Origin of the sequence: Streptomyces sp. NPDC046876 (assembly GCF_040645035.1) — a bacterium.
Lineage (GTDB): Bacteria > Actinomycetota > Actinomycetes > Streptomycetales > Streptomycetaceae > Streptomyces.
This window is the reverse complement of the sequence record NZ_JBEYXK010000052.1, coordinates 5,344-25,422: the sequence shown is the minus strand read 5'-3', so window position 1 is coordinate 25,422 and position 20,079 is coordinate 5,344. Positions and strand designations below refer to the sequence as shown.

Sequence of the window (20,079 nt, the reverse complement as noted above, 5' to 3'; positions counted from 1 at the left end):
AGGGGAGGGGGAGCGTTAACGGCGTTAATGCTCCCGGGTGGTGGAGGGGGAGGCGTTAACGGCGTTAACGCCCACCGTCAGGCGAGGTCCAGGACGCCTACGGTTTGGGTGCCGCTGAGTTCGCCGGTCAGTTGGAAGCCGAGGCCCCGGTAGAACGGCTCCGGGGTGCCCGGGCCCGGCTCCCAGGTGACGTACGCGCGGGCCGCGCCGCGGGCGCGGAGCTCGGCGGTGACCGCCTGGACGGCGAAGCGGCCGTAGCCCTTGGACTGGTGGGCGGCGTCGATGTTGAGGCGCCAGATGCCGGAGCGTATGTCGGCGGGGTCCCGGTCCGGGTCCCAGGCGATGTCGAGGAAGGCCATGACGAAGCCGACGACCGCGTCGCCGTCGACGATGGCACGCGGCCAGGCGGTTGCGCCGTGCACGTACGCCTCGGCCAGGGACGTGACGACCGGTGAGACGAGGTGTTCCTGGTCGGGCCTGACCCGGACGGCGCAGACGGCGTCGAAGTTGGCGGGGGTGACCGGGTCCAGGCGCAGTGCGGAGGTGCTCATGGCGGCACCCTACCGAGGCCGGCCGGCCGGCCCCCCGCCGGTTTTTCACAATGCCGTGGCAGGAGGCCTGTCCGGATGGCACGATCAGCTGCCCGTGGGCGCGGGCGGCAGGACGTGCGAAGACTGCTCGACTGACTGTTGGAAGCCACCAGTGAGGACGCATCCATGAACTCCGTTCCAGCCGCATCCGGTTCCCGGGTCGCCACCGTCCTGCTCGCGGGCGCGACCGTGCTCGTCGGGTTGATGGCGGGCCTGTTCTTCGCCTTCGACGTGTCGGTGATGCCGGGGCTCGCGCAGGGCGACGAGCGCACGTACGTCGTCGCCATGCAGAACTTCAATGCGGCCATCGACGGCAACGGCCTGTTCGGGGCCGTCTTCGTCCTGGCGCTGCTCGCCGCCGCGGGCTCGGCCGTCCTGGAGTACCGCGGGGGCAGGCGCGCCGTCGCGGTGTGGGCCGCGACGGCCGCCGTGCTGTACCTGCTGGTCCTCGTCGTCACCTTCACGGTGAACATCCCGCTGAACAACGAGCTCGCCGACGCGGGCGACGCGGTGAAGCTGACGGACTTCTCGATCGTGGAGCGGTTCAAGGGCACGTGGGTGGCCACGAACATCGCGCGCACGCTGCTGTGCACGGCGGCCCTGACCGCCCTGTCGCGGGCGCTGGTGCTGTACGGGCGGGCCACCGCGCGCTGACCGACGGGCCGGTCGGGCCGGTCGGGTCGGTCGGGCCGGATCGGGTCGGGCCCGCGTCAGATGCGGGCGCCGACGATCAGCGCCCAGGCGAGGCAGCCCAGGGCCAGGGTGCACAGGGCGGTGCGCCAGCGGTTGGCGGGGACCCAGCGGGACTCGAAGGCGCGGCGGACGGCGGCCGGGTCGGGGATCCGGTCGGCGGGGCCGGCCTGGTCCAGGGCGTTGTTCAGCGGGATGTTGACCCGGCCGGTGATGCCGAGTTGCAGGACGTAGGCGACGAGGGCGGCGGTCAGGGGCCAGGTGGCCGGGCCGCCGTCGTCGCCCGCGAGGTGCAGGGCCAGGGCGAGGGCCGTGAAGGCGAGGGCGCCCAGGAAGGCGAGGAGGAAGAGGCCGTTCACGATGGCGGTGTTGATGCGCTGCATGACCTGGATGACGGTGCGGTCGTCGGCGCGCTTCAGGGCCGGCATGACCGAGATGTCGAAGGCGAAGAAGAGGCCTGCCATCAGGCCCGTCGTGACGGTCGCGGCGATGAGCGAGGCGAGTCTGGCGAATTCCACGGTTGGTTCCCCCCTGTTGGCGGCCTTGGTCTGGTCGTGGTCATGCGCGGGTCATCGAATCGTCAAGGCTGCCGATCGTAGGCCCGGCGTGATCCGCTGTCGCGCAGGATGCGCGGGACGGAAGAATCTTTCGCGGCGGCCGTGGTGCCCCGCTGCGCACGCGCTCCGTTCGGAAGCGACCGGCGCTCGCGGACCTGCGGACACCATGCACCTGCCGTTGCCCGCGTACCCGCATGTAGTGCACTTCTTGGAGGGACACACGTGAAGGACCCGAAGGACAGGCTGGAAGACCTGCGAGCCGAAGTCGAGCGCCGCAACCCCGCCCAGCCCGAGTTCCACCAGGCGGTCCGGGAGGTCCTGGAGACCCTGGCGCCCGTCTTCGCCGCCCGGCCCGAGTACGCCGACCCGGCGGTGGCGCTGCTGGAGCGGCTCACCGAGCCCGAGCGGCAGATCGTCTTCCGGGTGCCGTGGACCGACGACCGGGGCCGGGTCCAGGTCAACCGCGGCTACCGCGTCGAGTTCAACAGCGCGCTCGGCCCGTACAAGGGGGGCCTGCGCTTCCACCCGTCCGTGGACATCGGGGTCGTCAAGTTCCTCGGCTTCGAGCAGATCTTCAAGAACGCCCTGACCGGGCTGGGGATCGGCGGCGGCAAGGGCGGCAGTGACTTCGATCCGCACGGCCGGTCCGACGCCGAGGTCATGCGCTTCTGCCAGTCGTTCATGACCGAGCTGTACCGCCACGTCGGCGAGCACACCGACGTTCCCGCCGGCGACATCGGCGTCGGCGGCCGCGAGATCGGCTACCTCTTCGGCCAGTACCGGCGCATCACCAACCGCTGGGAGGCAGGCGTCCTGACCGGCAAGGGGCAGGGCTGGGGAGGCTCGAAGATCCGCCCGCAGGCCACCGGCTACGGCAGCGTGCTGTTCGCCGCCGAGATGCTGAAGGTCAAGGACACCTCCCTGGACGGGCTGAGCGCCGTGGTCTCCGGTTCCGGGAACGTCGCGCTGTACACGATCGAGAAGCTCCAGCAGCTGGGCGCGAACCCGCTGACCTGTTCGGACTCGCAGGGCTACGTCGTCGACGACAAGGGCATCGACCTGGCGCTGCTCAAGCAGATCAAGGAGGTCGAGCGCGGACGCGTCAGCGAGTACGCCGAGCGGCGCGGTCCCTCGGCGCGGTTCGTGCCCGGGGGCCGGGTGTGGGAGGTCCCCGCGGACGTGGCGTTCCCCTCGGCCACGCAGAACGAGCTGGACGCGCAGGACGCGCGGGCGCTCGTCGCGGGCGGGGTGAAGGCGGTCTCCGAGGGAGCCAACATGCCCACCACGCCCGAGGCCGTACGGATCCTGCAGGAGGCCGGGGTCGCGTTCGGGCCCGGCAAGGCCGCCAACGCGGGCGGGGTGGCCGTCAGCGCCCTGGAGATGAGCCAGAACGCGGCGCGGGCGGCGTGGAGCGCCGAGCGGGTCGAGGACGAGCTGGCCGGGATCATGCGTTCGATCCACGCTGTTGCGTACGAGACCGCCGAGCGGTACGGGGCGCCGGGCGACTACGTCACCGGGGCGAACATCGCCGGGTTCGAGCGGGTCGCGGACGCGATGCTGGCTCAGGGCGTCATCTGAGCCAATCAGCCGGCCTCTGTGTTGGGGGCGCCCCGGCGCCGGCGGTTTCCGCCGGTGCCGGGGCGTTCCGGCTCTTCGGGCCGCCGTAGCCTGGGCTTCTGGACCCGCCGGGGCGGGTGAGGCGATGTGACCGCAGGAGGCTGGGCGTGCTGACCGCGCTGGACGGGGTGTACGGGGACCGGAGGGACGCGGTCTGCGTGGCCGGGCGGACCGCCTCGTACGAGGAACTGCTCGGCGCGGCGCGGGCGGTGGCCGCCGACGTGGCCGGGGCGCCGGCGTTCGCCGTGACCGCGACGGCGTCCCTGGAGACGGTGGCCGCGGCCGTCGGCGCCCTGCTGGCCGGGGTGCCGTTCGTACCGCTGCCGCCCGACGCCGGGCCCGCGGAGCGCGAGCACATCCTGCGCGACTCCGGGGCGGTGCTCCTCGACGTGGACTTCGCGCGGCGGGCGACCGGCTCGGCGGCGTCGGCGTCGGCGTCGGCCGGGTTCGCGGCGGGCGCGGGGTCCGACGATCCGGCCCTCGTGCTGTACACCTCCGGGACGACGGGCGCCCCCAAGGGCGTCGTGCTGACCGGCGCGGCGATCGCCGCCGACCTCGACGCCCTCGCCGGGGCCTGGCAGTGGAGCGCCGAGGACATCCTTGTGCACGGGCTGCCGCTGTTCCACGTGCACGGGCTGGTGCTGGGCGTGCTCGGGGCCCTGCGGACCGGGAGCAGGCTCGTGCACACCGGGCGCCCGACCCCGCAGGCGTACGCGCAGGCCGGCGGCAGCCTGTACTTCGGGGTCCCGACCGTGTGGTCCCGGATCGCCGCCGACCCGGAGGCCGCCGGCGCGCTGTCGGGGGCCCGGCTGCTGGTGTCGGGGAGCGCGGCGCTGCCCGCGCCGGTCTTCCGGGACCTGGAGCGGCTGACCGGTCTGCGGCCCGTGGAGCGCTACGGGATGACCGAGACGCTGATCACCGTCAGCGGGAGGGCGGGCGGTGAGGTCCGCCCGGGCACCGTCGGTACGCCGCTGCCGGGCATCCGCACGCGGATCGCGGCCGAGCCGGGTGCCGAAATCGGGGAGCTGCAGCTGACCGGGCCGACGCTGTTCGCCGGGTACCTGGGCCGGCCGGAGGCCACCGCGGCCGCGTACACCGAGGACGGCTGGTTCCGCACGGGCGACATCGCGGCCGTCGACGAGGCGGACGGGGTGCACCGGATCGTCGGCCGGGCCTCCATCGACATGATCAAGTCGGGCGGCTACCGGATCGGGGCGGGCGAGATCGAGAACGCCCTGCTGGACCACCCCAAGGTGAGCGAGGCCGCGGTGGTCGGCGTCCCGGACGCGGACCTGGGGCAGCGGATCGTGGCCTTCGTCGTCGCCGAGGGGGTCACGGGCGCCGAGTTGACGGACTTCGTGGCCGCCCACCTGTCGGTGCACAAGCGGCCGCGGGAGGTGCGGTTCGTGGCCTCCCTGCCCCGTAACGCCATGGGGAAGCCGCAGAAGAAGCTGCTGCTGTCGGGGGAGTTCGGCGGGCTCTGACGCCGCCCTTCCTGAACGCCGCTTTTAGCCGTCGTTTAGCCGCGCCGGGAGAATGGAGGGGACTGGGCCCTCATGGGCTTCGGCTTCTGACGGCCTGTCGCGGACGGCCGTGGTTCTGTCGACGGGTGAGGTCGGCGCGGGCGGACGTGGAGTGGGGCTCATGGTGTCGGCGGGACGGGTTTCGGTGGTGCGCAGCACGCTGCTGGACGGACCGGTCGAGGTCGGTCCGGAAGGTCCCGAGTGGGACCGGGCCGGTGAACTCGTGCGCGGCGGCGGAACCGCCCTCCTCTACGCGCCGCTGGAGCGGCTCCTGGCCGGGCAGGCCGCGGTGCCCCCGTGCGGGGGCGGCGGGCTGCGGGCCGGGCTCGTCTCCGCGACGGAGCGCCGGCAGTACGAGGGCGCCCGGGCGCTGCTGGAGCGGCTCGCGCGCGCGGTGCGCGGCGACGGCACCGGCCGCGTCGAGTGGGGTGTGGCCGGGCGGCCCGTCCTGGCAGGCTGCGAGGGCGTCGACGTCGCCGTCAGCTGCGCGGAGGGCATCGTCCTGGTCGGGGCCAGCGGCGCGGGCCTGATCGGCGTGGACGTCGAGCGGGCGGACCGGATGCTGTACGGCTCCGGGGACGGGCGGCGCGTGTGCACCCCGTACGAGCTGGTTTCCCTGGCCAAGCTGGCGCCGCCGGAGAGGGATGCGGAGTTGGCCCGGCTGTGGACGCTGAAGGAGGCGTACCGCAAGGCCGTCGGCTGGGGCGCCGGGTTCCCCTTCGGGCAGTTCGGGTTCGGCCCCGACGGCAGGCCGGTGCGGGTCCAGCGGCCCGACGGCACGGCGGCCCGGGGTGAGGAGTGGGAGTTCCGGTCGGCGGAGCTGCCGGGGGGCTTCCGGATGGGGGCCGCTCTGTTCACGCCGCGGGGGGCGGCTGTTTAGCGGCTGCTTAGCGGCTGCTTGGCTGCTTGGCGGCTTGGCGGCTGCTTGGCGGCTGGCGCCTGGCACGGGTGGTTCTGGTGCCTGTGCTGGGTCTGCTGGTTCTGCTGGTTTTGCTGACCTGCTGGGTTTGCCGTCCGTCAGTGGTCGTCGTTCGGGATGGTCAGCGTCGTCAGGATGATGTCGTTCTCGGTGGTGTAGTGGCCGGTGAGCGTCGTCGGGTACGGCGTCGGCCGGTGCGGGAAGATCTGCGCGGTGAACGTGCTGGTCTCCGGGTGCGGCGTGATGAGCGCGTCCTCGAACTCCAGCGGCTGGGCCGTGAGCGGGTACCAGGTCTTGTAGACCGTCTCCTTGATCGAGAACAGCAGCCGGTCCCAGTGGGTGCCCGGGTGCGTCCGCGCGTGCCGGCGCACCCATGCGCACTCGGCCGGCAGGGCGATCGACTCCAGCACCCCCTCCGGCAGCGGCTGGTGGGGCTCGGCGTCGATGCCGATGGCCCGGGTCCGGGAGCGGTGCGCCACGGCCGCGGCACGGTAGCCGGCGCAGTGCGTGATGCTGCCGGTGACGCTCGGGTGCCACTGCGGGGCGCCGCGGTGGCCGGGGGTGATGGGCGCCGCGGGCAGGCCGAGCTGGGCCAGGGCCCGGCGGGCGCACCAGCGGGCGGTCGTGTACTCGTGCCGGCGCTTCGGGACCGCCTCGCGGATGTGCGCCTCCTCCTCGGGGAAGAGGGTGAGCTCGTGCCGGTCGTGGTGGGTGTCGACTGCGGCGATGTGGCGGGGCAGCAGCTGCTGGATCACGGTGTCCCCCGAAACCTTGCGAGTGGTGGGTGGTGCGCGGCCCCGGCGGGGCGTGGTTCCACCGTGCGGCGGGGGTCGCCGCGGGCCCAGCCGGGAGGGGGCTGCGGGGGTGTACCCGGGGCGGGGTAGGCCTTGCGGGGGTGCGGGCTTGTCACGGGCGGGGATGCGGGGGCAGGGGCTTGTCACACGGTTGCCATGCCGGTCTTCCGGCTTCGGGGGTTTGCGGGGGCCCGTTGGGGCCTGGTGGTTGGTGGGGCTGGGTTTGTTGGGGCGCCGCCCCAAGCCCCGCGCCTCAAACGCCGGCGGGGCTGAACGGTCGGCCCTCCGGCTTCGAAGGTTGACGGGGGCCCGTTGGGGCCTGGTGGTTGGTGGGGCTGGGTTTGTTGGGGCGCCGCCCAAACCCCGCGCCTCAAACGCCGGCGGGGCTGGTTTTGCCGGGCCCGGCTTCGAAGGTTTGCGGGGGCCGCCGGTTGGGGCCTGGAGGGCGGTGGGCTGGGTTTGTTGGGGCGCCGCTCATGCCCTGCGCCTCAAACGCCGGCGGGGCTGGTTTTGCCGGGCCCGGCTTCGGAGGCTGGGGTGGGCAGGGGGCGGGGAGGGGTGGGGTGCAGTAGTTGCCGTGCAGGTTGCGGCCACCGGCCGCACCGCCACGACCTGCATAAGGTGACGTTGTCGACGGTGGTGACCGCCCCCTTTCCCTCCCGCGGGCGGGTGAGGGCGGCAGGTCCGTGACCGGCTGCGGGCAGGGGTCTCCCCCCGCGGATCAGAGGTTCACCGGTGCTGGAGTAACGGGGGCAGTGGTGTTGAACGGGCGTGGATATCAGTGGGGACTGCTCGACCGGGCCGTGGCCCAGGCGGCCGCGGGGGCGGCCCGGGTGGTCGTGGCCGAGGGAGCGGTGGGCTGCGGGAAATCGGAGTTCGCGGACACGGCGGCCGAACGGGCCGCCGGCGCGGGGGCGCTGGTGCTGCGGGCGATGGGCACGCCGGCCGAGAGCGGGATCGAGTTGGGCGTCATCGGGCAGTTGGTGGCGGATGCGCCGCCCGGGGCGTTCGGTGAGGACGCGGGCGGGCTGAGTGGTCCGGGTGGGTCGGTTGGGTCTGTTGGGGGCGGGGGTTTGTGGGCGGCTGATGCCGGGGCCGGTGCCGGTGGGGTTCAGGCGATGCAGGCGTTCTGTGCGCAGGTGCTCGCCCTGGCCGAGCGGGTTCCGGTCGCGGTGTGCGTCGACGACCTGCACCTGGCCGACGAGGCCTCGCGCCGCTACCTGCTGCACCTGGCCCGCCGGGCGCGGACCGACCGGGTGCTGATGGTGCTCACCGAGTCGGTGCACGAGCGCAGCGACGACCCCGTGCTGGGTACGGAGCTGCTGCGCGCGCCCGGCTTCGTACGGGTGCGCCTGGAGCGGCTGGCCGAGGAGGAGGTGGCCGCCGTCGTCGCGGGCGCCCCGCAGTACGCGGACGCCGAGCCGGCGGGGCAGGCGCTCGAGCGGTTCACCGCGCTCAGCGGGGGCAACCCGCTGCTGCTGCGTGCGCTGCTGGAGGACCACCGGGCCGCGCTGGAGGCTCCGGCGGGAGACGCCGGCCAGCTGCCCGTGCCCGGTGCGGCGTTCACCCACGCGGTGTGGGCCTGCCTCCAGCGCTGCGGGGTCGTGACGCTCGCGGTGGCCCAGGGGCTGGCCGTGCTGGACGGGCTCGCCTCGGTGGTCGGGGCGGCCGAACTGGCCTCCACCACCCAGGCGGTGGCCCGGCAGGCGGTCCTCGCGCTGGGCGCGGCCGGGCTGCTGGACGGGGTGCGCTGGCACCCGGCGGCCCGGGCGGTGGTGCTGGAGGGGATGGATCCGCTGGTGCGGGTGGCCTGCCACCGGCGGGCCGCGCGCTTCGCGTTCCGCACCGGCGCCCCGGTGGCCGAGGTCGCCGGGCAGCTGCTGGCCGCCGGCGAGGAGTGGGCGCCGGGCGTGCTGCGCACCGCCGCGGACGAGCTGCTGGCCGACGGGGACGCCGCCGGGGCCGTACGGGTGCTGGAGCTGGCGCTCGGCGCACGGGGCAGCGAGGCGGCCCGGGCGGAGCTCGCCGCCGCGCTGGCCGTGGCCGGTGCCCGGGTGGATCCGGCCGCGGCCGAGGCGGCCCTGCACGGGCCGGTCGAGGCGCTGAAGGCCGGCACGCTCGACACCGTCGGCGCGGCCCGGCTGGGGCGGCTGCTGGTGGTGCAGGGGCGGGTCGAGGAGGCTGCTCTCGCTCTGGACGCGGTGTACGCCGCCGGGCAGACGGGGGCCGGGCAGGCCGCGGGGGGCGTGGTGGGCGTCTGGGGCATGGTGGGCGTGCGGGACGCCGCCCTGCAGGCGCCGCTGGACGGGCTGTTCGCCTTCCCGCGCTGGAACGCCCCGGACGGCGGCGCCGATGTCCTGCCGGCCGCCGCGCCCGGTGCGGCTGCGGCATCGGCTGCGGCCGCGGGGCGTGGCTCCGGCGGCTCGGCGGCCGCCCTCGCGGACCGTACGGCCCGCCGCGGCCGGCCCGGCAGCGGCCTCGGTGAGGCGGCCGCGTTCTGGGGCGTCCCCGGCTACAACCGGCACGGCGGCGCCGCGAACCGGGCCGAGCTGTTCCTGCGCGGCACCGCCCTGTCGCAGGCGACGCTCGCCCCGGTGCTGCAGGCCGTACGGGCCCTGCTGTACCTGGACGGGCCGCTGCGGGCGCTGCCCTGGACCCAGACGTACGCCGAGCAGGCGCTGCGCCAGGGCGCGCCGGGCTGGCGGGCGGAGTTCGCACTGCTGCGGACCGAGGCACTGCTGCGCCAGGGCGACCTGGCGGGCGCGGCCGAACAGGCCGGGCTGGTGCGCGGGGCGGCGGCGGGGGAGCAGACCTCGCTGACCGGGACGTGGGCCTCGGCGCTGCTCGCCCGCGCGTACACCGCGATGGGCCGGCCCGACGAGGCCGCCCGGGAGCTGGCCCGGCCGCTGCCGCAGACCCTGCCCGGTACGGTGCAGGAGCTGGTCCGCATGCAGGCGACCGGGCTGCACCACCTGGCCACGAACCGCTACCACGCGGCGCTGTGCGACTTCCTGGACATCGGCAAGGCGGTCCGCCACTGGGGCCTGGACCGGCCGCTGCTGCTGCCGTGGCGCACCGGCGCGGCGGAGGCGCTGCTCCAGCTCGGCGAGGTGCGCCAGGCGGCCCGGATGGTCGCCGAGCAGCTGGAGCACGCCGACGCCGCCCACCCGTGGACGGCGGGCGTCTCGCTGCGCCTGAAGGCGTGGACGGGCGCGCCCGGCGAACGCCAGGCGGTGCTGCGGCGGGCCGTCGACGAGCTGCGCCGCTCCGGCGACCGGCTCGAGCTGGCCCGGGCGATGGCCGACCTGGGGCGGGTGCTGAAGGAGTCGGGGGAGCCGGGGCGCGCCAACATGGTCAACCGGCGGGCCTGGCACCTGGCCAAGGCCTGTGGGGCCGACGCGCTCCAGGAGCGGATCCTGCCCGGGCACGTGCCCGCGCCGGCGCCCGCCGCGCAGGAGACGGAGGCGGCCGGGCCGCGGGTGGCGTACACCGAACTCGGGGACCGGCTCAGCGACTCCGAGAAGCGGGTGGCGATGCTCGCGGTGCACGGGCACACCAACCGGGAGATCGCCCTGAAGCTCTACATCACGGTGAGCACGGTCGAGCAGCACCTGACCCGGGTCTACCGCAAGCTCAACATCACGCGGCGCCAGGACCTGCCGGCCGACCTCCAGCTGATGGCCGCGCACGAGCTCGCGTGAACACGACGAACGAAGCCGACGAACGAGAAGGAGGAAGGGAAGCGATGACGCAGCCGTTCGAGGACGACGCGGCGCAGTACCTGGCACTGGTCAACGACGAGGGCCAGTACGCGGTGTGGCCCGCGGGGGCGGAGGTCCCGGCGGGCTGGCGGGTGGAGCTGCCCGCGGACACCCGGCAGGCGGTGCTGGACCACATCGAGCGGGAGTGGACGGACATGCGGCCCGCCCGGCTGAGGGAGGCCGCGCAGGGCTAGGCAGCGGCTGCGAGCCGGGCCAGTGAGGCGCGTGCGTACACGGCCTGGCAGCCGGGGACGATGAAGAGGGACTCGCGGAAGCTCGTCGCGGACTCGGGCATCAGCTCGGGGACCGCGGCGGGCTCCTCGTACAGCAGGGCCCGTTCCAGCTCGAAGAAGTAGAGGTTGAAGGAGTCCACCCGGCGCTGGTACGCCCACCAGGCGCGACCCTCGTCGGGGCTGCCGTGCTCGGCCAGGTAGGCGGCGACGAGCTGTTCCTCCAGCCGGTGGGCCAGGCGCTCGGAGGCCAGCTGGGTGCGGATGCCGGTGCCGGGGCGGGTGCGCTCGTACAGGCAGTGGCCCAGCTCGTGCGCGACGCCGGCCAGCGCCTCGACGGTCGGTGCGTCGCCGCCGAGGATGACGGCGGACTGCGGTTCCCCGACGGTACGGAAGGGGGTGCCCGGGAGCGTGAGGCTGGACTCGTCCAGGATCCGCTCGACCAGGCTCCGGCGGTGGCGCAGCTGGGGGAGCCGGGGCAGGATCTCGGCGGCCGGCGCGTGCGTGGGGTGGGACAGGATCACCGCGTCCGCGGGCAGGGGCAGGGCCAGTTCGGCCAGGCAGACCAGCATGTCGCGGCGCAGCGGCAGGATCCGTGCGTAGGCGGGGTGGGCCAGGACCTGGCGGACCTGCCGGTGGGTGGAGTCGAACAGGCGGCGCACCCAGGTGCTGCGCCGCAGCTCGGCGAGGCGGGTGCGGCGGCCGGCGAGCAGGGCTTCGATCAGCTCGCCGCGGCCCAGGACGGCTTCCTTCTGCAGCAGGCGCCGCTGGTCGCGGTACGCGGCGATGGCGCGGGCGTCTCCGGTCAGGTGGGGCGGACGGTGGGCAGGGCGGGGCGCGGACAGCACTTCCCGGCCCCGCTGCCTCGTCACCGGTTACGCGTTGGGGTTGTTGTTGTTCATGGTGTTGTTGTTCGACATCGCGTTGTTGTTGGCGTTGTTGCTGTTGTTGATGTCGTTCATGATCGCCTCGAGGTCGGCCGGGACCACGCTCTGCAGGCGCGGGGCGTTCATCTCGTTGGCCGTGTAGTCGGTGTTCTCGTTCACGGCGAGGGAGTTGTTGTTCGAGGCGTTGTTGTTGCTGTTGTTCGCGCTGTTGTTGGCGTTGTTGTTCGACATGTTCGACATGTGGGTCTCCACGAGTGAGAGGGGACAGCGGACAGCTGGCTCATTGACGGGCCTGCCGCTAAAGCCGCAGATGCGTGGGGCTGAGGGCGGGCCTCGGGCGGCGCGCGGCGGGTGTATGGCGTCGGCGTGCGGCAGGGCGCAGGGCGCATGGCAGGAGGTATGGCAGGCGTATGGCAAGCGCGCCCCGCCGGCCGGCCGTTATGGCAAGCGCCTGGCAGGCCGGAGGCCCCCGGACGGGCCGGGGTGGCCCGTGGCCCGGCCCGGGGTTGAGCGGGCGCCGCCGGTCCGGCAGGTTCAGGCGTACACCGCCGATCCGGGAGGCCGCACCCCATGACTCACCCGACGACCCACTCCGCACCCGCCGCCGTCGTGGCACCCGCCCGGGCGCGGGCGGAGCTGCTCGAGAAGGTCGAGGACCGGCTGCACGCCCTCCTGAACGACGAGTACCGGCGCCGCACCAGTGACCTGCGGGCCGCCGTGCTGATCGAGTCGCTGGCCGAGCTGGTCAGCGCGGGTGACGGCCGCGTCCGGCCGCAGGTGCTGCTCACCGGATACCTCGCCGCGGGCGGCAGCCTGGAGGGGCCCGAGGCCGAGGCGGCCGTCGACGCGGCCGCCGCCCTCGAACTCCTGGACACCTGCACCCTGGTGCGCGCCGACGTCTACGACAACGCACCGCTGCGCCGCGGCCTGCCCGCCCTGCACGTCCGGCACGCCGGGGACCACGAGCGCAACGGCTGGGCCGGCGAGTCCCGCCGGTTCGGCGAGTGCGCTGCCACGCTGGGCGGGGACCTCGCCCTGGCCTGGGCCGACCGGCTGGTGCGCCGGCTGCCGCCGGAGGCGGTACGGCTGTGGGAGGAGCTGCGCACCGAGCGGGCCCTCGGCCTGTACACGCACGAGGCCACGGCCGCGGCGTACCTGGAGGACCCCTGGCCCGGGCAGTGCATCGCCGGCTGTACGGACGGCTGCGCGGCCGGCTGGTACGCGCTGCGCCATCCGCTGCTGCTCGGCGCGCACCTCGCGGGGCGCCCCGACCTGGCCGGCACGTACGCCGACTACGCGCTGCCGCTGCACGCGGCCTGGCGGATGCGCGGATTCCTGTCCGGGGGCCCGGAGTACGACTGGGAGGCGGAGCTGCTGCGCGAGGTGCTCCTGGAGGACCGTGAGCGGGCGGTGGCAGAGGAGATCATCCGCGACCTGACGGACCGCGCCGGCCGGGTCGCCGCCGGCAGCGCCCTGTCCCCGGAGTGGCGGGAGGAACTGGCCGCCTTCGCCGGGCGCGTGACGGCGGGCTGAGGACCCCGCGGGGTCCTGCGGGTGTCCCGCTGGGTCCTCCGGAGTCCCGCGGAGCTCTCCACCGTGGCGTTCACCCTCAGCTCATTGCAATGAAGGACAGGATGTTCGTTGCGTTGAATTTAGGGCCATTGCAATGAATTTGTGGCGTTGACCTGCGTGTTTGGTGTTCTGGCGCAACGAGTGTGTTGCTCGAATCTTGAACGCAACGTAGCGTTTCTCTCGTCGGAAACAGCGGGCCGAAGGGGCCCGCGCCCCAGACGAGGAGCACACCACCATGCAGAAGTTCGCCACCGCCGCCCCGGTTTCCGCCGTCCTGGACATTGCCGCGGGCCGTATCCGGCTCGTTGCCGCCGACCGCGCCGACACCACCGTCGAGGTCCGGCCGGCCGACGCCTCCAAGGGCCGCGACGTCAAGGCGGCGGAGCAGATCGAGGTCGGCTACGCCGACGGCGTCCTGCAGATCCGTACCGCCGAGCCCAAGAACCAGCTCTTCGGTTCCTCCGGTTCGGTCGAGGTCACCGTCCAGCTGCCCGCCGGCTCCCGTATCGAGGCCAAGGCCGCGCTTGCCGAACTCAACGGCGTCGGACGGCTCGGCGACGTCGCCCTGGATGCCGCGCAGGCCACCGTCCGGCTCGAGGAGACCGCGAGCGCCCGCCTCACCCTCCAGGCCGGCGACGTCACCGTCGGCCGCCTCGGCGGCCCCGCGGAGATCAGCACCCAGAAGGGCGACCTCCGGATCGACGAGGCCGTACGCGGCACGGTCACCCTCCGCACCGAGCACGGCGGCATCTCCATCGGCGCCGCCCAGGGCGTCTCCGCCACCCTCGACGCCGGCACCGGCCACGGCCGCATCCACAACGCGCTGCAGAACAGCGACGGCGCCTCCGCCGCCCTGCACATCCGGGCCACCACCTCCTACGGCGACATCACCGCCCGCAGCCTCTGACACTCCATCCGCTCGACCGACGCCATGACAGACGTAAAGGAGCACACCACCATGTCCGTCCGTCCGGAGCTGCAGAAGGCCGTTCAGGAGATCGCCGATTCCGGCTGGGCCGGAGTACAGCTGCGCGTGAACGATCCGCGCGGCGAGTGGGTCGGCAGCGCAGGCGTGGCCGAGCTGGGCGGGAGCGCCGAGCCGCCGACCGACGGGCACTTCCGGATCGGCAGCAACACCAAGACCTTCACCGCGACCCTCGTGCTCCTCCTGGTCGCCGACGGCCGGCTCGAACTCGACGGCCCGGTCGCCGAGCACCTCCCCGAGTACGAGCTGGACCGGCGGATCACCGTCCGCATGCTGCTCCAACACACCAGCGGGCTGTTCAACTTCACCGGCGAGTACCACGAGGACGGCACGACCGCCCCCGGGATCGCCTGGCAGGGCCAGGAGTGGGTCGACAACCTCTTCCGCACCTACCGGCCCGAGGAGCTTGTACGGCTGGCGCTGTCGAAGCCGGCGCGGTTCGAGCCGGGGACGGACTGGAGCTACTCCAACACCAACTACGTCCTGGCCAGGCTGCTGGTGGAGGAGGTCGGCGGCCGCCCGTTCGCCGAGGAGATGCAGCGGCGGATCCTCGGTCCGCTCGGCCTGACCGGAACCGTAGTGCCGGACGCCTCGCCGGAGATCCCCGAGCCGCACGCCCACGGCTACTACACCTACCAGGACGCCGGCGAGTGGAAGACGGTCGACGTCACCCGCGCCAACCCCTCCTGGATCTCCGCCGCCGGTGACATGATCTCGACCACCCGCGACCTGCACACCTTCTTCTCCGCCCTGATGGGCGGCAGGATCCTGCCGGCCCCGCTGCTGGCCGAGATGCGCACCCCGCACCCCAAGCTCGGCTACGGCCTCGGGCTGTTCGTGCAGGAGGCGGAGTGCGGCGGCACCGTCTACACCCACAACGGCGGCATGTGGGGCTGGGGCGCGCTGATGTACAGCTCGCCCGACGGCGCCACGACCCTGACCGCCTCGCTGACCACCGGGGACGCCGAACTCGACTTCACGCAGGTGGGGGCGCTGTTCGCGAAGACCCAGCAGCGGCTGGTCGACGAGGTGTTCTGCGGCGGGCGGTCCGGGTCGGGCCGGCCGACGGACTGAGGGCGCGCGGCGGCCGCACGCCTACCGCAGTGTCGTCCGGGGTGCGCCCGGGCGCAGGCCCGAGAGCCATCCGCGCAGGGCGTCCTTGCGCAGGGTGCCGTCCTCGGCACGGGGGAGGGAGCCCACCAGTTCCAGGCGGGTCGGCAGGGCGGCGGGTGCCAGCCCCGCCCCGAGCAGCCACTCCCGCAGCTCCACCAGGCCCGGCGATTCCGCCTCGACGGCCGGTACGACCACCGCGCAGGGCAGTTCGCCGTGCTGGGGGTCCCCGTACTCCACGACGGCCGCCTCCCGCACGCCGGGGTGCGCGGCCAGCGCCTCCTCCAGTTCGGCCACGGGTACGAGGAACGCCGCGCCGGTACGGTGGCCCGCGCGGCCGGTGACGCGGGTGGCGTCGCCGCGGTCGCCGGTGGCGAGCCAGCCGTCGTCCTGCTCCCAGGGCAGGACGGCCCGGTCGGCGCCGAAGGGCCACACCGCGTGGGCCACGGCCGGGCCGCGCACCCACAGGGCACCGCCCTCGCGGGAGTCCAGTTCCAGGCCCGGCAGCGGTGCGCCCTCGGTGGGGTCGTGGACGCCGCCCAGGGTGCCGAGGGCCACCTCGGGTGCGCCCCACAGCGAGCGCACGGGCGCGCCGAGCGCCTCGGGCAGCGCGGCGAGCAGCTCCGGCGGGGTGGGGGTGCGGCCCCCGGAGAGGAGCAGGCGGAGGGCGGGCAGCGGGCCCGCCCCGCGGGTGGCGCGGGTGCGATGGGCCGTCAGGACCTCGGACCACTGGGCGGGGGAGGCGTACGCCTGGCTCACACCCGCCTCGGCGAGCAGGTCGAGGTACCGGTTCGGATCCCAGACGTCCTGCAGGACGCCGGTGCCGCCGAGTGCGAGCGGCCAGCACAGGGAGTGGGCCAGGGACGCGAGCGAGGTCAGCGGCAGGGCGGAGCAGAACACCTCGCCCGGCTGCGGCACCGGCCCGGGCAGGGTGCGGGCCGCGGCCAGCGGCGCGTGGAGGGTGTCGGGGGAGTGGAGCACGGCGCGGAACCGCTCGCCCAGGGCCATGACCGTGATGAGCAGTGCGGGGTCGCCGGGTCGGGCGCCGGGCAGGCCGGGCGGGCAGGCGTGGGGGCCGCGTTCGTGGGCGGTGCGGGTGAAGTACGCGTCGAAGTCAAGGGCGCCTTCCGTCCTCGGGGCGGGGGTTTCCGGGCCGGAGGCGGTGCGGATGACCGCCCTGCGGCGCAGCCACGGCAGGCGGGGGGCGAGGCCGGCCAGGACCTCGGCGTGGGCGTGGCCCTCCCACACGTCCGGCACCACGCACAGGCGGGCCTGGGTGGCGGCCAGGATCCGCTCCAGACCGCCGGCCCGCACGACCGGCAGCACGGGCACCGCGACCGCCCCGATGCGCCAGACGGCCAGGGTCAGCGCGGCCGCCTCCCACCAGCTCGGCAGCTGGTAGGCGACCGGGTCCCCGGCGCGCAGGCCGAGCGAGCGCAGGGCGGCGGCGTACCGGTCGACGTACGTGGCCAGTTGGGCGTAGCTCAGGCGGCGCAGCCGCAGCCCGGCCGGGTGGTGCGCGCGGTCGGCGACCAGGGCGGTGCGGGTGCCGTCGGCGGCGGCGGTGCGGTAGAGGTCGTCGAGGAAGGTCCCGGTGCGCCACCAGCCCGCCGACCGGTACGCGTCCGCGACGGCGGGCGGCGGGCCCGCCGAGCTCCACAGCGCGGCGGGCGGCGGACCGTCGGCGGCGGCCATCGGCTCGGTCGTCATGACCACCGGCCCACCGCCCAGGCCACCTGGACGCGGGAGGCACAGCCCAGGCGGCGCATGATCTGGCGGACGTGGTTGACGACCGTCCACTCCGAGATCTTCAGGCGATCGGCGATCTGGCGGTTCGTCAGGCCCTCTGCCACCAGCATGGCCACTTGGACCTGGCGGCCCGTCAGCGGCTGGGCCACCGGCACCGCGGGGCCGGTGGCCGCCGCGCGGGTCGGGAGGGGCTGGGCCAAGGCCTCGTCCACCGCGCCGGCCGGCTCCAGGCGCAGGCCCTCCGCCCACGCCACCGCCGCGGCCGCGGGGTGCATCCGGGTCCGCAGGCCCGTCAGGGCCTCCGCGACCCGGGCGCGGTGCGCCGGTTCCGCGGCCGAGCCGAGCCGGCCGCGCAGTGCCTCGGCGGCGCCCAACAGGCGCAGGGCGAGGGGCTGGGCGCCGGGGGCGGTGCGCAGCAGCGTCAACGTGTAGGCCTCCAGTACGGCGGGCAGGCGGGTGCGTTCGTTCAGCTGTGCGTAGAGGGACAGGGCCTCGCGGAGGGCTTTGAGCGCCGTCAGGTCTCCTTGGGTGGCTCCTTGCCGGGGTGCCTCGCCGGCTCCGCCGCCGTTGGGTGCCGGGTTTGTGGCCCCTGCTGCTTCTGCTGCTTCTGTTGCCCCTGTCGCTTCTGCCGCCTCTGCCGCCTCTGCCGTTTCCGTCAGGGCCTCCGCCAGGCCTCGGGTGGCCTGGATGCGGCGGTGGGTGTCCAGGGCCTGTTCGCGCAGTTCGGCGGCCTTGCGGGTGCGGCCGGTGGCGCGCAGGGCGCGGGCCAGCGCGGTTGCAGCCTCGGCCGCCGGGGCCGTGGCGCCCAGCGACTCCAGGGCCGCGAGCGCGGGCCGCAGTGCCGCCTCGGCGGCCTCCGCGTCGGGCAGGGCCAGCAGGGCGGTGCCCAGCCGGGCCGTCACCAGCGCGCTCTGGCGGCGGTCGCCGAGCCGCTTGCACAGGGCCAGAGCGCGCCGGTGGCGCCGTACCGCGAGGTCCGCATCGCCCAGGGCGAGGGTGAAGGAGGCCGACAGGTCGATCAGCCGGGCCTGTACGGGCTCTGCGGGGGCGGGCCGGCCGGGCTGCTCGGCGAGCAGCCGCTCGCAGCGGCGCACCCCCTCGGCGAGGTGGCCGTGGGCCAGCCAGGGCGTGCGCAGGGCGAGGAGCATCGAGGCGGCCGCGTCCCGGTCGCCGCGGGCCTCCAGGCGGTCAAGGGCGGTGAGGGTGTTGGCGTGTTCGGCGGCCAGGATGCGCAGCCAGCGGCCTTCCTCGGGGCCGGCCAGGCGGGGTTCGGCGGACAGGACGAGCTGGTGGTAGGCGTCGGCGTGGCGGTCCTGGGCCTCCGCCAGGCGGCCGTCGCGGGCGAGTTGCTCGCGCAGGTACGAGCGGACCGGCTCGGGGACCGTGAGGTGCGGCTCGGGGGTGTCGGCGCCGGAGCCGGCGCCGGCGCTGGAACCGGCGCCGGCGGTGATCAGGTGGGCGTCGAGGAGGGTGTCGAGCAGGGCGTCGAGGGGCGGCTCCTCGGAGCGGGTCCCCCGGGGGGCGCGCAGGGCGCGGTCGGCCATGGGCATGCCGAAGCCGGGGGCGAAGACGGCCAGGCGTTCCAGTGTGCGGCGGGCTTCGGGGGCCAGGTCGGCCACCTGGGAGGCGGCCAGGGCGGCCAGCGAGCGGTGCCGGTCGGGGGCGTCGGCCGGCCCGCCCGACAGGCCGGTCAGCGCGGCGCCGCCCTGGGCGAGGCGGCCCAGCAGGACCTGCGGGGTGAACAGGCGCAGCCTGTCGGCGGCCAGGACCAGCGCGAGCGGCAGTCCCTCCAGCAGGATGCACAGGCCGGCCACCGCCGCGGCGTTCTCCTCGGTCAGGGCGAAGCCGGCGCGGGCTTGGGCGGCCCGGGCCATGAGCAGGGAGACGGAGGGGAACCGTTCGAGCTCGGTGGGGTGGAGGGCCTCCTCCGGGAACGGGGGAGGAACCGCCAGGGGGGCCAGGGCGAAGAGCTGTTCGGCCGTTGCGCGGACGGGGTGGCGGGAGGTGAGGAGGACGGCCGGGGGTGTTGGGTCCGCCGCGGGGTGGGTGGGGTGCGTGGGGTGCGTGGTGTGTGTGAGGGCGCGGGCCAGTTCGGGGCCCGTGGCCCGGCAGTCGTCCAGGAGGAGCAGGCCGCCGGGGCCGTGGGCGGTGGCGGCCTCGCGGACGAGGGCGGCCGCCTCTGTGGGGGTGGCGGCCTCGGACAGGTCCGCGTACGTGACCTTGCCGAAGCGGTCGGTGAGCTGCGGCAGCAGGGAGGCCACCAGGGCGCTCTTGCCGATGCCGCCCGGGCCGGTCGCGGTGACCACGCGGCCTGCGGCGAGGCGTTCGGTCAGGGCCCGGGCCTCGGCTTCGCGGCCGATCAGGGTGGGGGTGGGAGGGAGCGGGGCCGTAGCGGTTGCCTGGGTCCGCGGTGGCGTCGTCTTGGCCGTCGTCGTGGCCGTCGCTGTCGCCGTCGCCGTCGCGGCCGTCGCTGTCGCCGTTGTTGTCGCCGTCTCCGGGTGGAAGGTCTGCGCCGTCATCGGGCCCCCTGTGCTCTCGGTTCCGGCCCGGGCCGCGGGTATGCCGCGGGGCACCCGCGGGATGCGGCCGGGCACGGGCCCCGCCACCCTCGCCGGTACCGCTGAAGGGGCGGTAAAGCCGGGCCTTGGCCGTGGTTCGGCGTGGGGCCGTCGTTCCTCGGCTCGGCCGGGGCCTGGGCGGGGGCCTTGCGCGGGTCTGGGGACCGGGCCCTGCGGGGCTTGTCCCCTACCCGCCCTTTCACCGTTTCCCGGGCTCCGCCCGGACCCTTCCCTGGCTACCGCTGGGGGCCCGTTGCGCTGAAGCGCCGCGCGGGCTGGATCGCTGTGCCCGGAGCCTTTCCCGGCTACTGCTGGGGGTCCGTTGCGCTGAAGCGCGGGGTGGGCTGGATCGCTGTGCCCGGAGCCTTTCCCGGCTACTGCTGGGGGCCCGTTGCGCTGAAGCGCGGGGCGGGCTGGATCGCTGTGCCCGGACCCTTTCCTGGCTACTGCTGGGGGCCCGTTGCGCTGAAGCGCGGGGCGGGCTGGATCGCTGTGCCCGGACCCTTTCCTGGCTACTGCTGGGGGCCCGTTGCGCTG

The 20,079-nt window shown here is 74.8% G+C and carries 16 protein-coding genes; 9 read left to right on the top strand and 7 right to left on the bottom strand.

Annotated elements, in window-relative coordinates; genetic code table 11:
• Positions 1 to 77: 77 nt before the first annotated feature.
• On the bottom strand, positions 78 to 551 hold the full coding sequence (locus ABZ924_RS24365) for a GNAT family N-acetyltransferase (protein WP_361913534.1): 474 nt from the start codon (positions 549 to 551) through the stop codon (positions 78 to 80).
• A 165-nt stretch (positions 552 to 716) separates the two neighbouring features.
• On the opposite strand from ABZ924_RS24365, the gene ABZ924_RS24360 reads away from it, so the two are divergent.
• On the top strand, positions 717 to 1,244 hold the full coding sequence (locus ABZ924_RS24360; RefSeq protein ID WP_361913531.1) for a DUF1772 domain-containing protein: 528 nt from the start codon (positions 717 to 719) through the stop codon (positions 1,242 to 1,244).
• A gap of 56 nt (positions 1,245 to 1,300) precedes the next feature.
• Here the strand turns inward: ABZ924_RS24360 and ABZ924_RS24355 are convergent, their stop codons facing one another.
• Entirely contained in the window at positions 1,301 to 1,798 is a 498-nt protein-coding gene (locus ABZ924_RS24355) for an anthrone oxygenase family protein (protein ID WP_361913528.1), read from the bottom strand.
• A gap of 261 nt (positions 1,799 to 2,059) precedes the next feature.
• On the opposite strand from ABZ924_RS24355, the gene gdhA reads away from it, so the two are divergent.
• The 3 genes from gdhA to ABZ924_RS24340 all read left to right on the top strand — a co-directional run bounded on the left by gdhA (position 2,060) and on the right by ABZ924_RS24340 (position 5,857).
• Positions 2,060 to 3,415, top strand: a complete 1,356-nt coding sequence (gene gdhA / locus ABZ924_RS24350) for an NADP-specific glutamate dehydrogenase (protein ID WP_361913525.1) — start codon at positions 2,060 to 2,062, stop codon at positions 3,413 to 3,415.
• Between the two features lie 146 nt (positions 3,416 to 3,561).
• On the top strand, positions 3,562 to 4,938 hold the full coding sequence (locus tag ABZ924_RS24345; RefSeq protein ID WP_361913523.1) for an AMP-binding protein: 1,377 nt from the start codon (positions 3,562 to 3,564) through the stop codon (positions 4,936 to 4,938).
• Positions 4,939 to 5,098: 160 nt separating this feature from the next.
• Positions 5,099 to 5,857, top strand: a complete 759-nt coding sequence (locus ABZ924_RS24340) for a 4'-phosphopantetheinyl transferase superfamily protein (RefSeq protein ID WP_361913520.1) — start codon at positions 5,099 to 5,101, stop codon at positions 5,855 to 5,857.
• A gap of 137 nt (positions 5,858 to 5,994) precedes the next feature.
• Here the strand turns inward: ABZ924_RS24340 and ABZ924_RS24335 are convergent, their stop codons facing one another.
• Positions 5,995 to 6,651, bottom strand: coding sequence for a 4'-phosphopantetheinyl transferase superfamily protein (locus ABZ924_RS24335; protein WP_361913517.1), 657 nt, complete (start codon positions 6,649 to 6,651; stop codon positions 5,995 to 5,997).
• 797 nt (positions 6,652 to 7,448) lie between these two features.
• On the opposite strand from ABZ924_RS24335, the gene ABZ924_RS24330 reads away from it, so the two are divergent.
• Both ABZ924_RS24330 and ABZ924_RS24325 read left to right on the top strand, forming a co-directional pair.
• Positions 7,449 to 10,391, top strand: a complete 2,943-nt coding sequence (locus ABZ924_RS24330; protein ID WP_361913514.1) for an AAA family ATPase — start codon at positions 7,449 to 7,451, stop codon at positions 10,389 to 10,391.
• 44 nt (positions 10,392 to 10,435) lie between these two features.
• The gene (locus tag ABZ924_RS24325; protein ID WP_361913511.1) at positions 10,436 to 10,645 is read left to right on the top strand and encodes an MbtH family protein; all 210 of its coding nucleotides are present in this window, start codon (positions 10,436 to 10,438) and stop codon (positions 10,643 to 10,645) included.
• On the opposite strand, the gene ABZ924_RS24320 is transcribed toward ABZ924_RS24325, so the two are convergent.
• Entirely contained in the window at positions 10,642 to 11,553 is a 912-nt protein-coding gene (locus ABZ924_RS24320; protein WP_361913508.1) for a hypothetical protein, read from the bottom strand. The genes ABZ924_RS24325 and ABZ924_RS24320 overlap by 4 nt on opposite strands.
• Before the next feature lie 3 nt (positions 11,554 to 11,556).
• A complete protein-coding gene (locus tag ABZ924_RS24315) occupies positions 11,557 to 11,808 on the bottom strand; it encodes a hypothetical protein (protein WP_361913505.1) in 252 nt (83 codons plus the stop codon).
• A gap of 330 nt (positions 11,809 to 12,138) precedes the next feature.
• Here ABZ924_RS24315 and ABZ924_RS24310 point away from each other — a divergent pair, with 330 nt between their 5' ends.
• The 3 genes from ABZ924_RS24310 (at position 12,139) to ABZ924_RS24300 (ending at position 15,199) form a co-directional block, all read left to right on the top strand.
• The gene (locus ABZ924_RS24310; protein ID WP_361913502.1) at positions 12,139 to 13,101 is read left to right on the top strand and encodes a polyprenyl synthetase family protein; all 963 of its coding nucleotides are present in this window, start codon (positions 12,139 to 12,141) and stop codon (positions 13,099 to 13,101) included.
• A 274-nt stretch (positions 13,102 to 13,375) separates the two neighbouring features.
• On the top strand, positions 13,376 to 14,047 hold the full coding sequence (locus tag ABZ924_RS24305) for a DUF4097 family beta strand repeat-containing protein (RefSeq protein WP_361913499.1): 672 nt from the start codon (positions 13,376 to 13,378) through the stop codon (positions 14,045 to 14,047).
• Positions 14,048 to 14,098: 51 nt separating this feature from the next.
• Complete coding sequence (locus ABZ924_RS24300) at positions 14,099 to 15,199, top strand: serine hydrolase domain-containing protein (protein ID WP_361913496.1); 1,101 nt, start codon at positions 14,099 to 14,101, stop codon at positions 15,197 to 15,199.
• Between the two features lie 21 nt (positions 15,200 to 15,220).
• Here the strand turns inward: ABZ924_RS24300 and ABZ924_RS24295 are convergent, their stop codons facing one another.
• The gene (locus tag ABZ924_RS24295) at positions 15,221 to 16,945 is read right to left on the bottom strand and encodes an AMP-binding protein (RefSeq protein WP_361913493.1); all 1,725 of its coding nucleotides are present in this window, start codon (positions 16,943 to 16,945) and stop codon (positions 15,221 to 15,223) included.
• Positions 16,942 to 19,503 (bottom strand): LuxR C-terminal-related transcriptional regulator, encoded by a 2,562-nt coding sequence (locus ABZ924_RS24290; RefSeq protein ID WP_361913490.1) that lies wholly within the window; start codon positions 19,501 to 19,503, stop codon positions 16,942 to 16,944. Before ABZ924_RS24290 ends, ABZ924_RS24295 begins: the two co-directional genes overlap by 4 nt.
• Positions 19,504 to 20,079: the final 576 nt, after the last annotated feature.

Excerpts from the sequence above, each read along its gene's own strand:
- ABZ924_RS24340 (WP_361913520.1), top strand. The coding sequence starts at position 5,099 with ATGGTGTCGGCGGGACGGGTTTCGGTGGTGCGCAGCACGCTGCTGGAC.
- ABZ924_RS24310 (WP_361913502.1), top strand. The coding sequence starts at position 12,139 with ATGACTCACCCGACGACCCACTCCGCACCCGCCGCCGTCGTGGCACCC.
- ABZ924_RS24300 (WP_361913496.1), top strand. The coding sequence starts at position 14,099 with ATGTCCGTCCGTCCGGAGCTGCAGAAGGCCGTTCAGGAGATCGCCGAT.
- ABZ924_RS24365 (WP_361913534.1), bottom strand. The coding sequence starts at position 551 with ATGAGCACCTCCGCACTGCGCCTGGACCCGGTCACCCCCGCCAACTTC.
- ABZ924_RS24295 (WP_361913493.1), bottom strand. The coding sequence starts at position 16,945 with ATGACGACCGAGCCGATGGCCGCCGCCGACGGTCCGCCGCCCGCCGCG.
- ABZ924_RS24315 (WP_361913505.1), bottom strand. The coding sequence starts at position 11,808 with ATGTCGAACATGTCGAACAACAACGCCAACAACAGCGCGAACAACAGC.
- ABZ924_RS24305 (WP_361913499.1), top strand. The coding sequence starts at position 13,376 with ATGCAGAAGTTCGCCACCGCCGCCCCGGTTTCCGCCGTCCTGGACATT.
- ABZ924_RS24325 (WP_361913511.1), top strand. The coding sequence starts at position 10,436 with ATGACGCAGCCGTTCGAGGACGACGCGGCGCAGTACCTGGCACTGGTC.
- ABZ924_RS24360 (WP_361913531.1), top strand. The coding sequence starts at position 717 with ATGAACTCCGTTCCAGCCGCATCCGGTTCCCGGGTCGCCACCGTCCTG.
- ABZ924_RS24290 (WP_361913490.1), bottom strand. The coding sequence starts at position 19,503 with ATGACGGCGCAGACCTTCCACCCGGAGACGGCGACAACAACGGCGACA.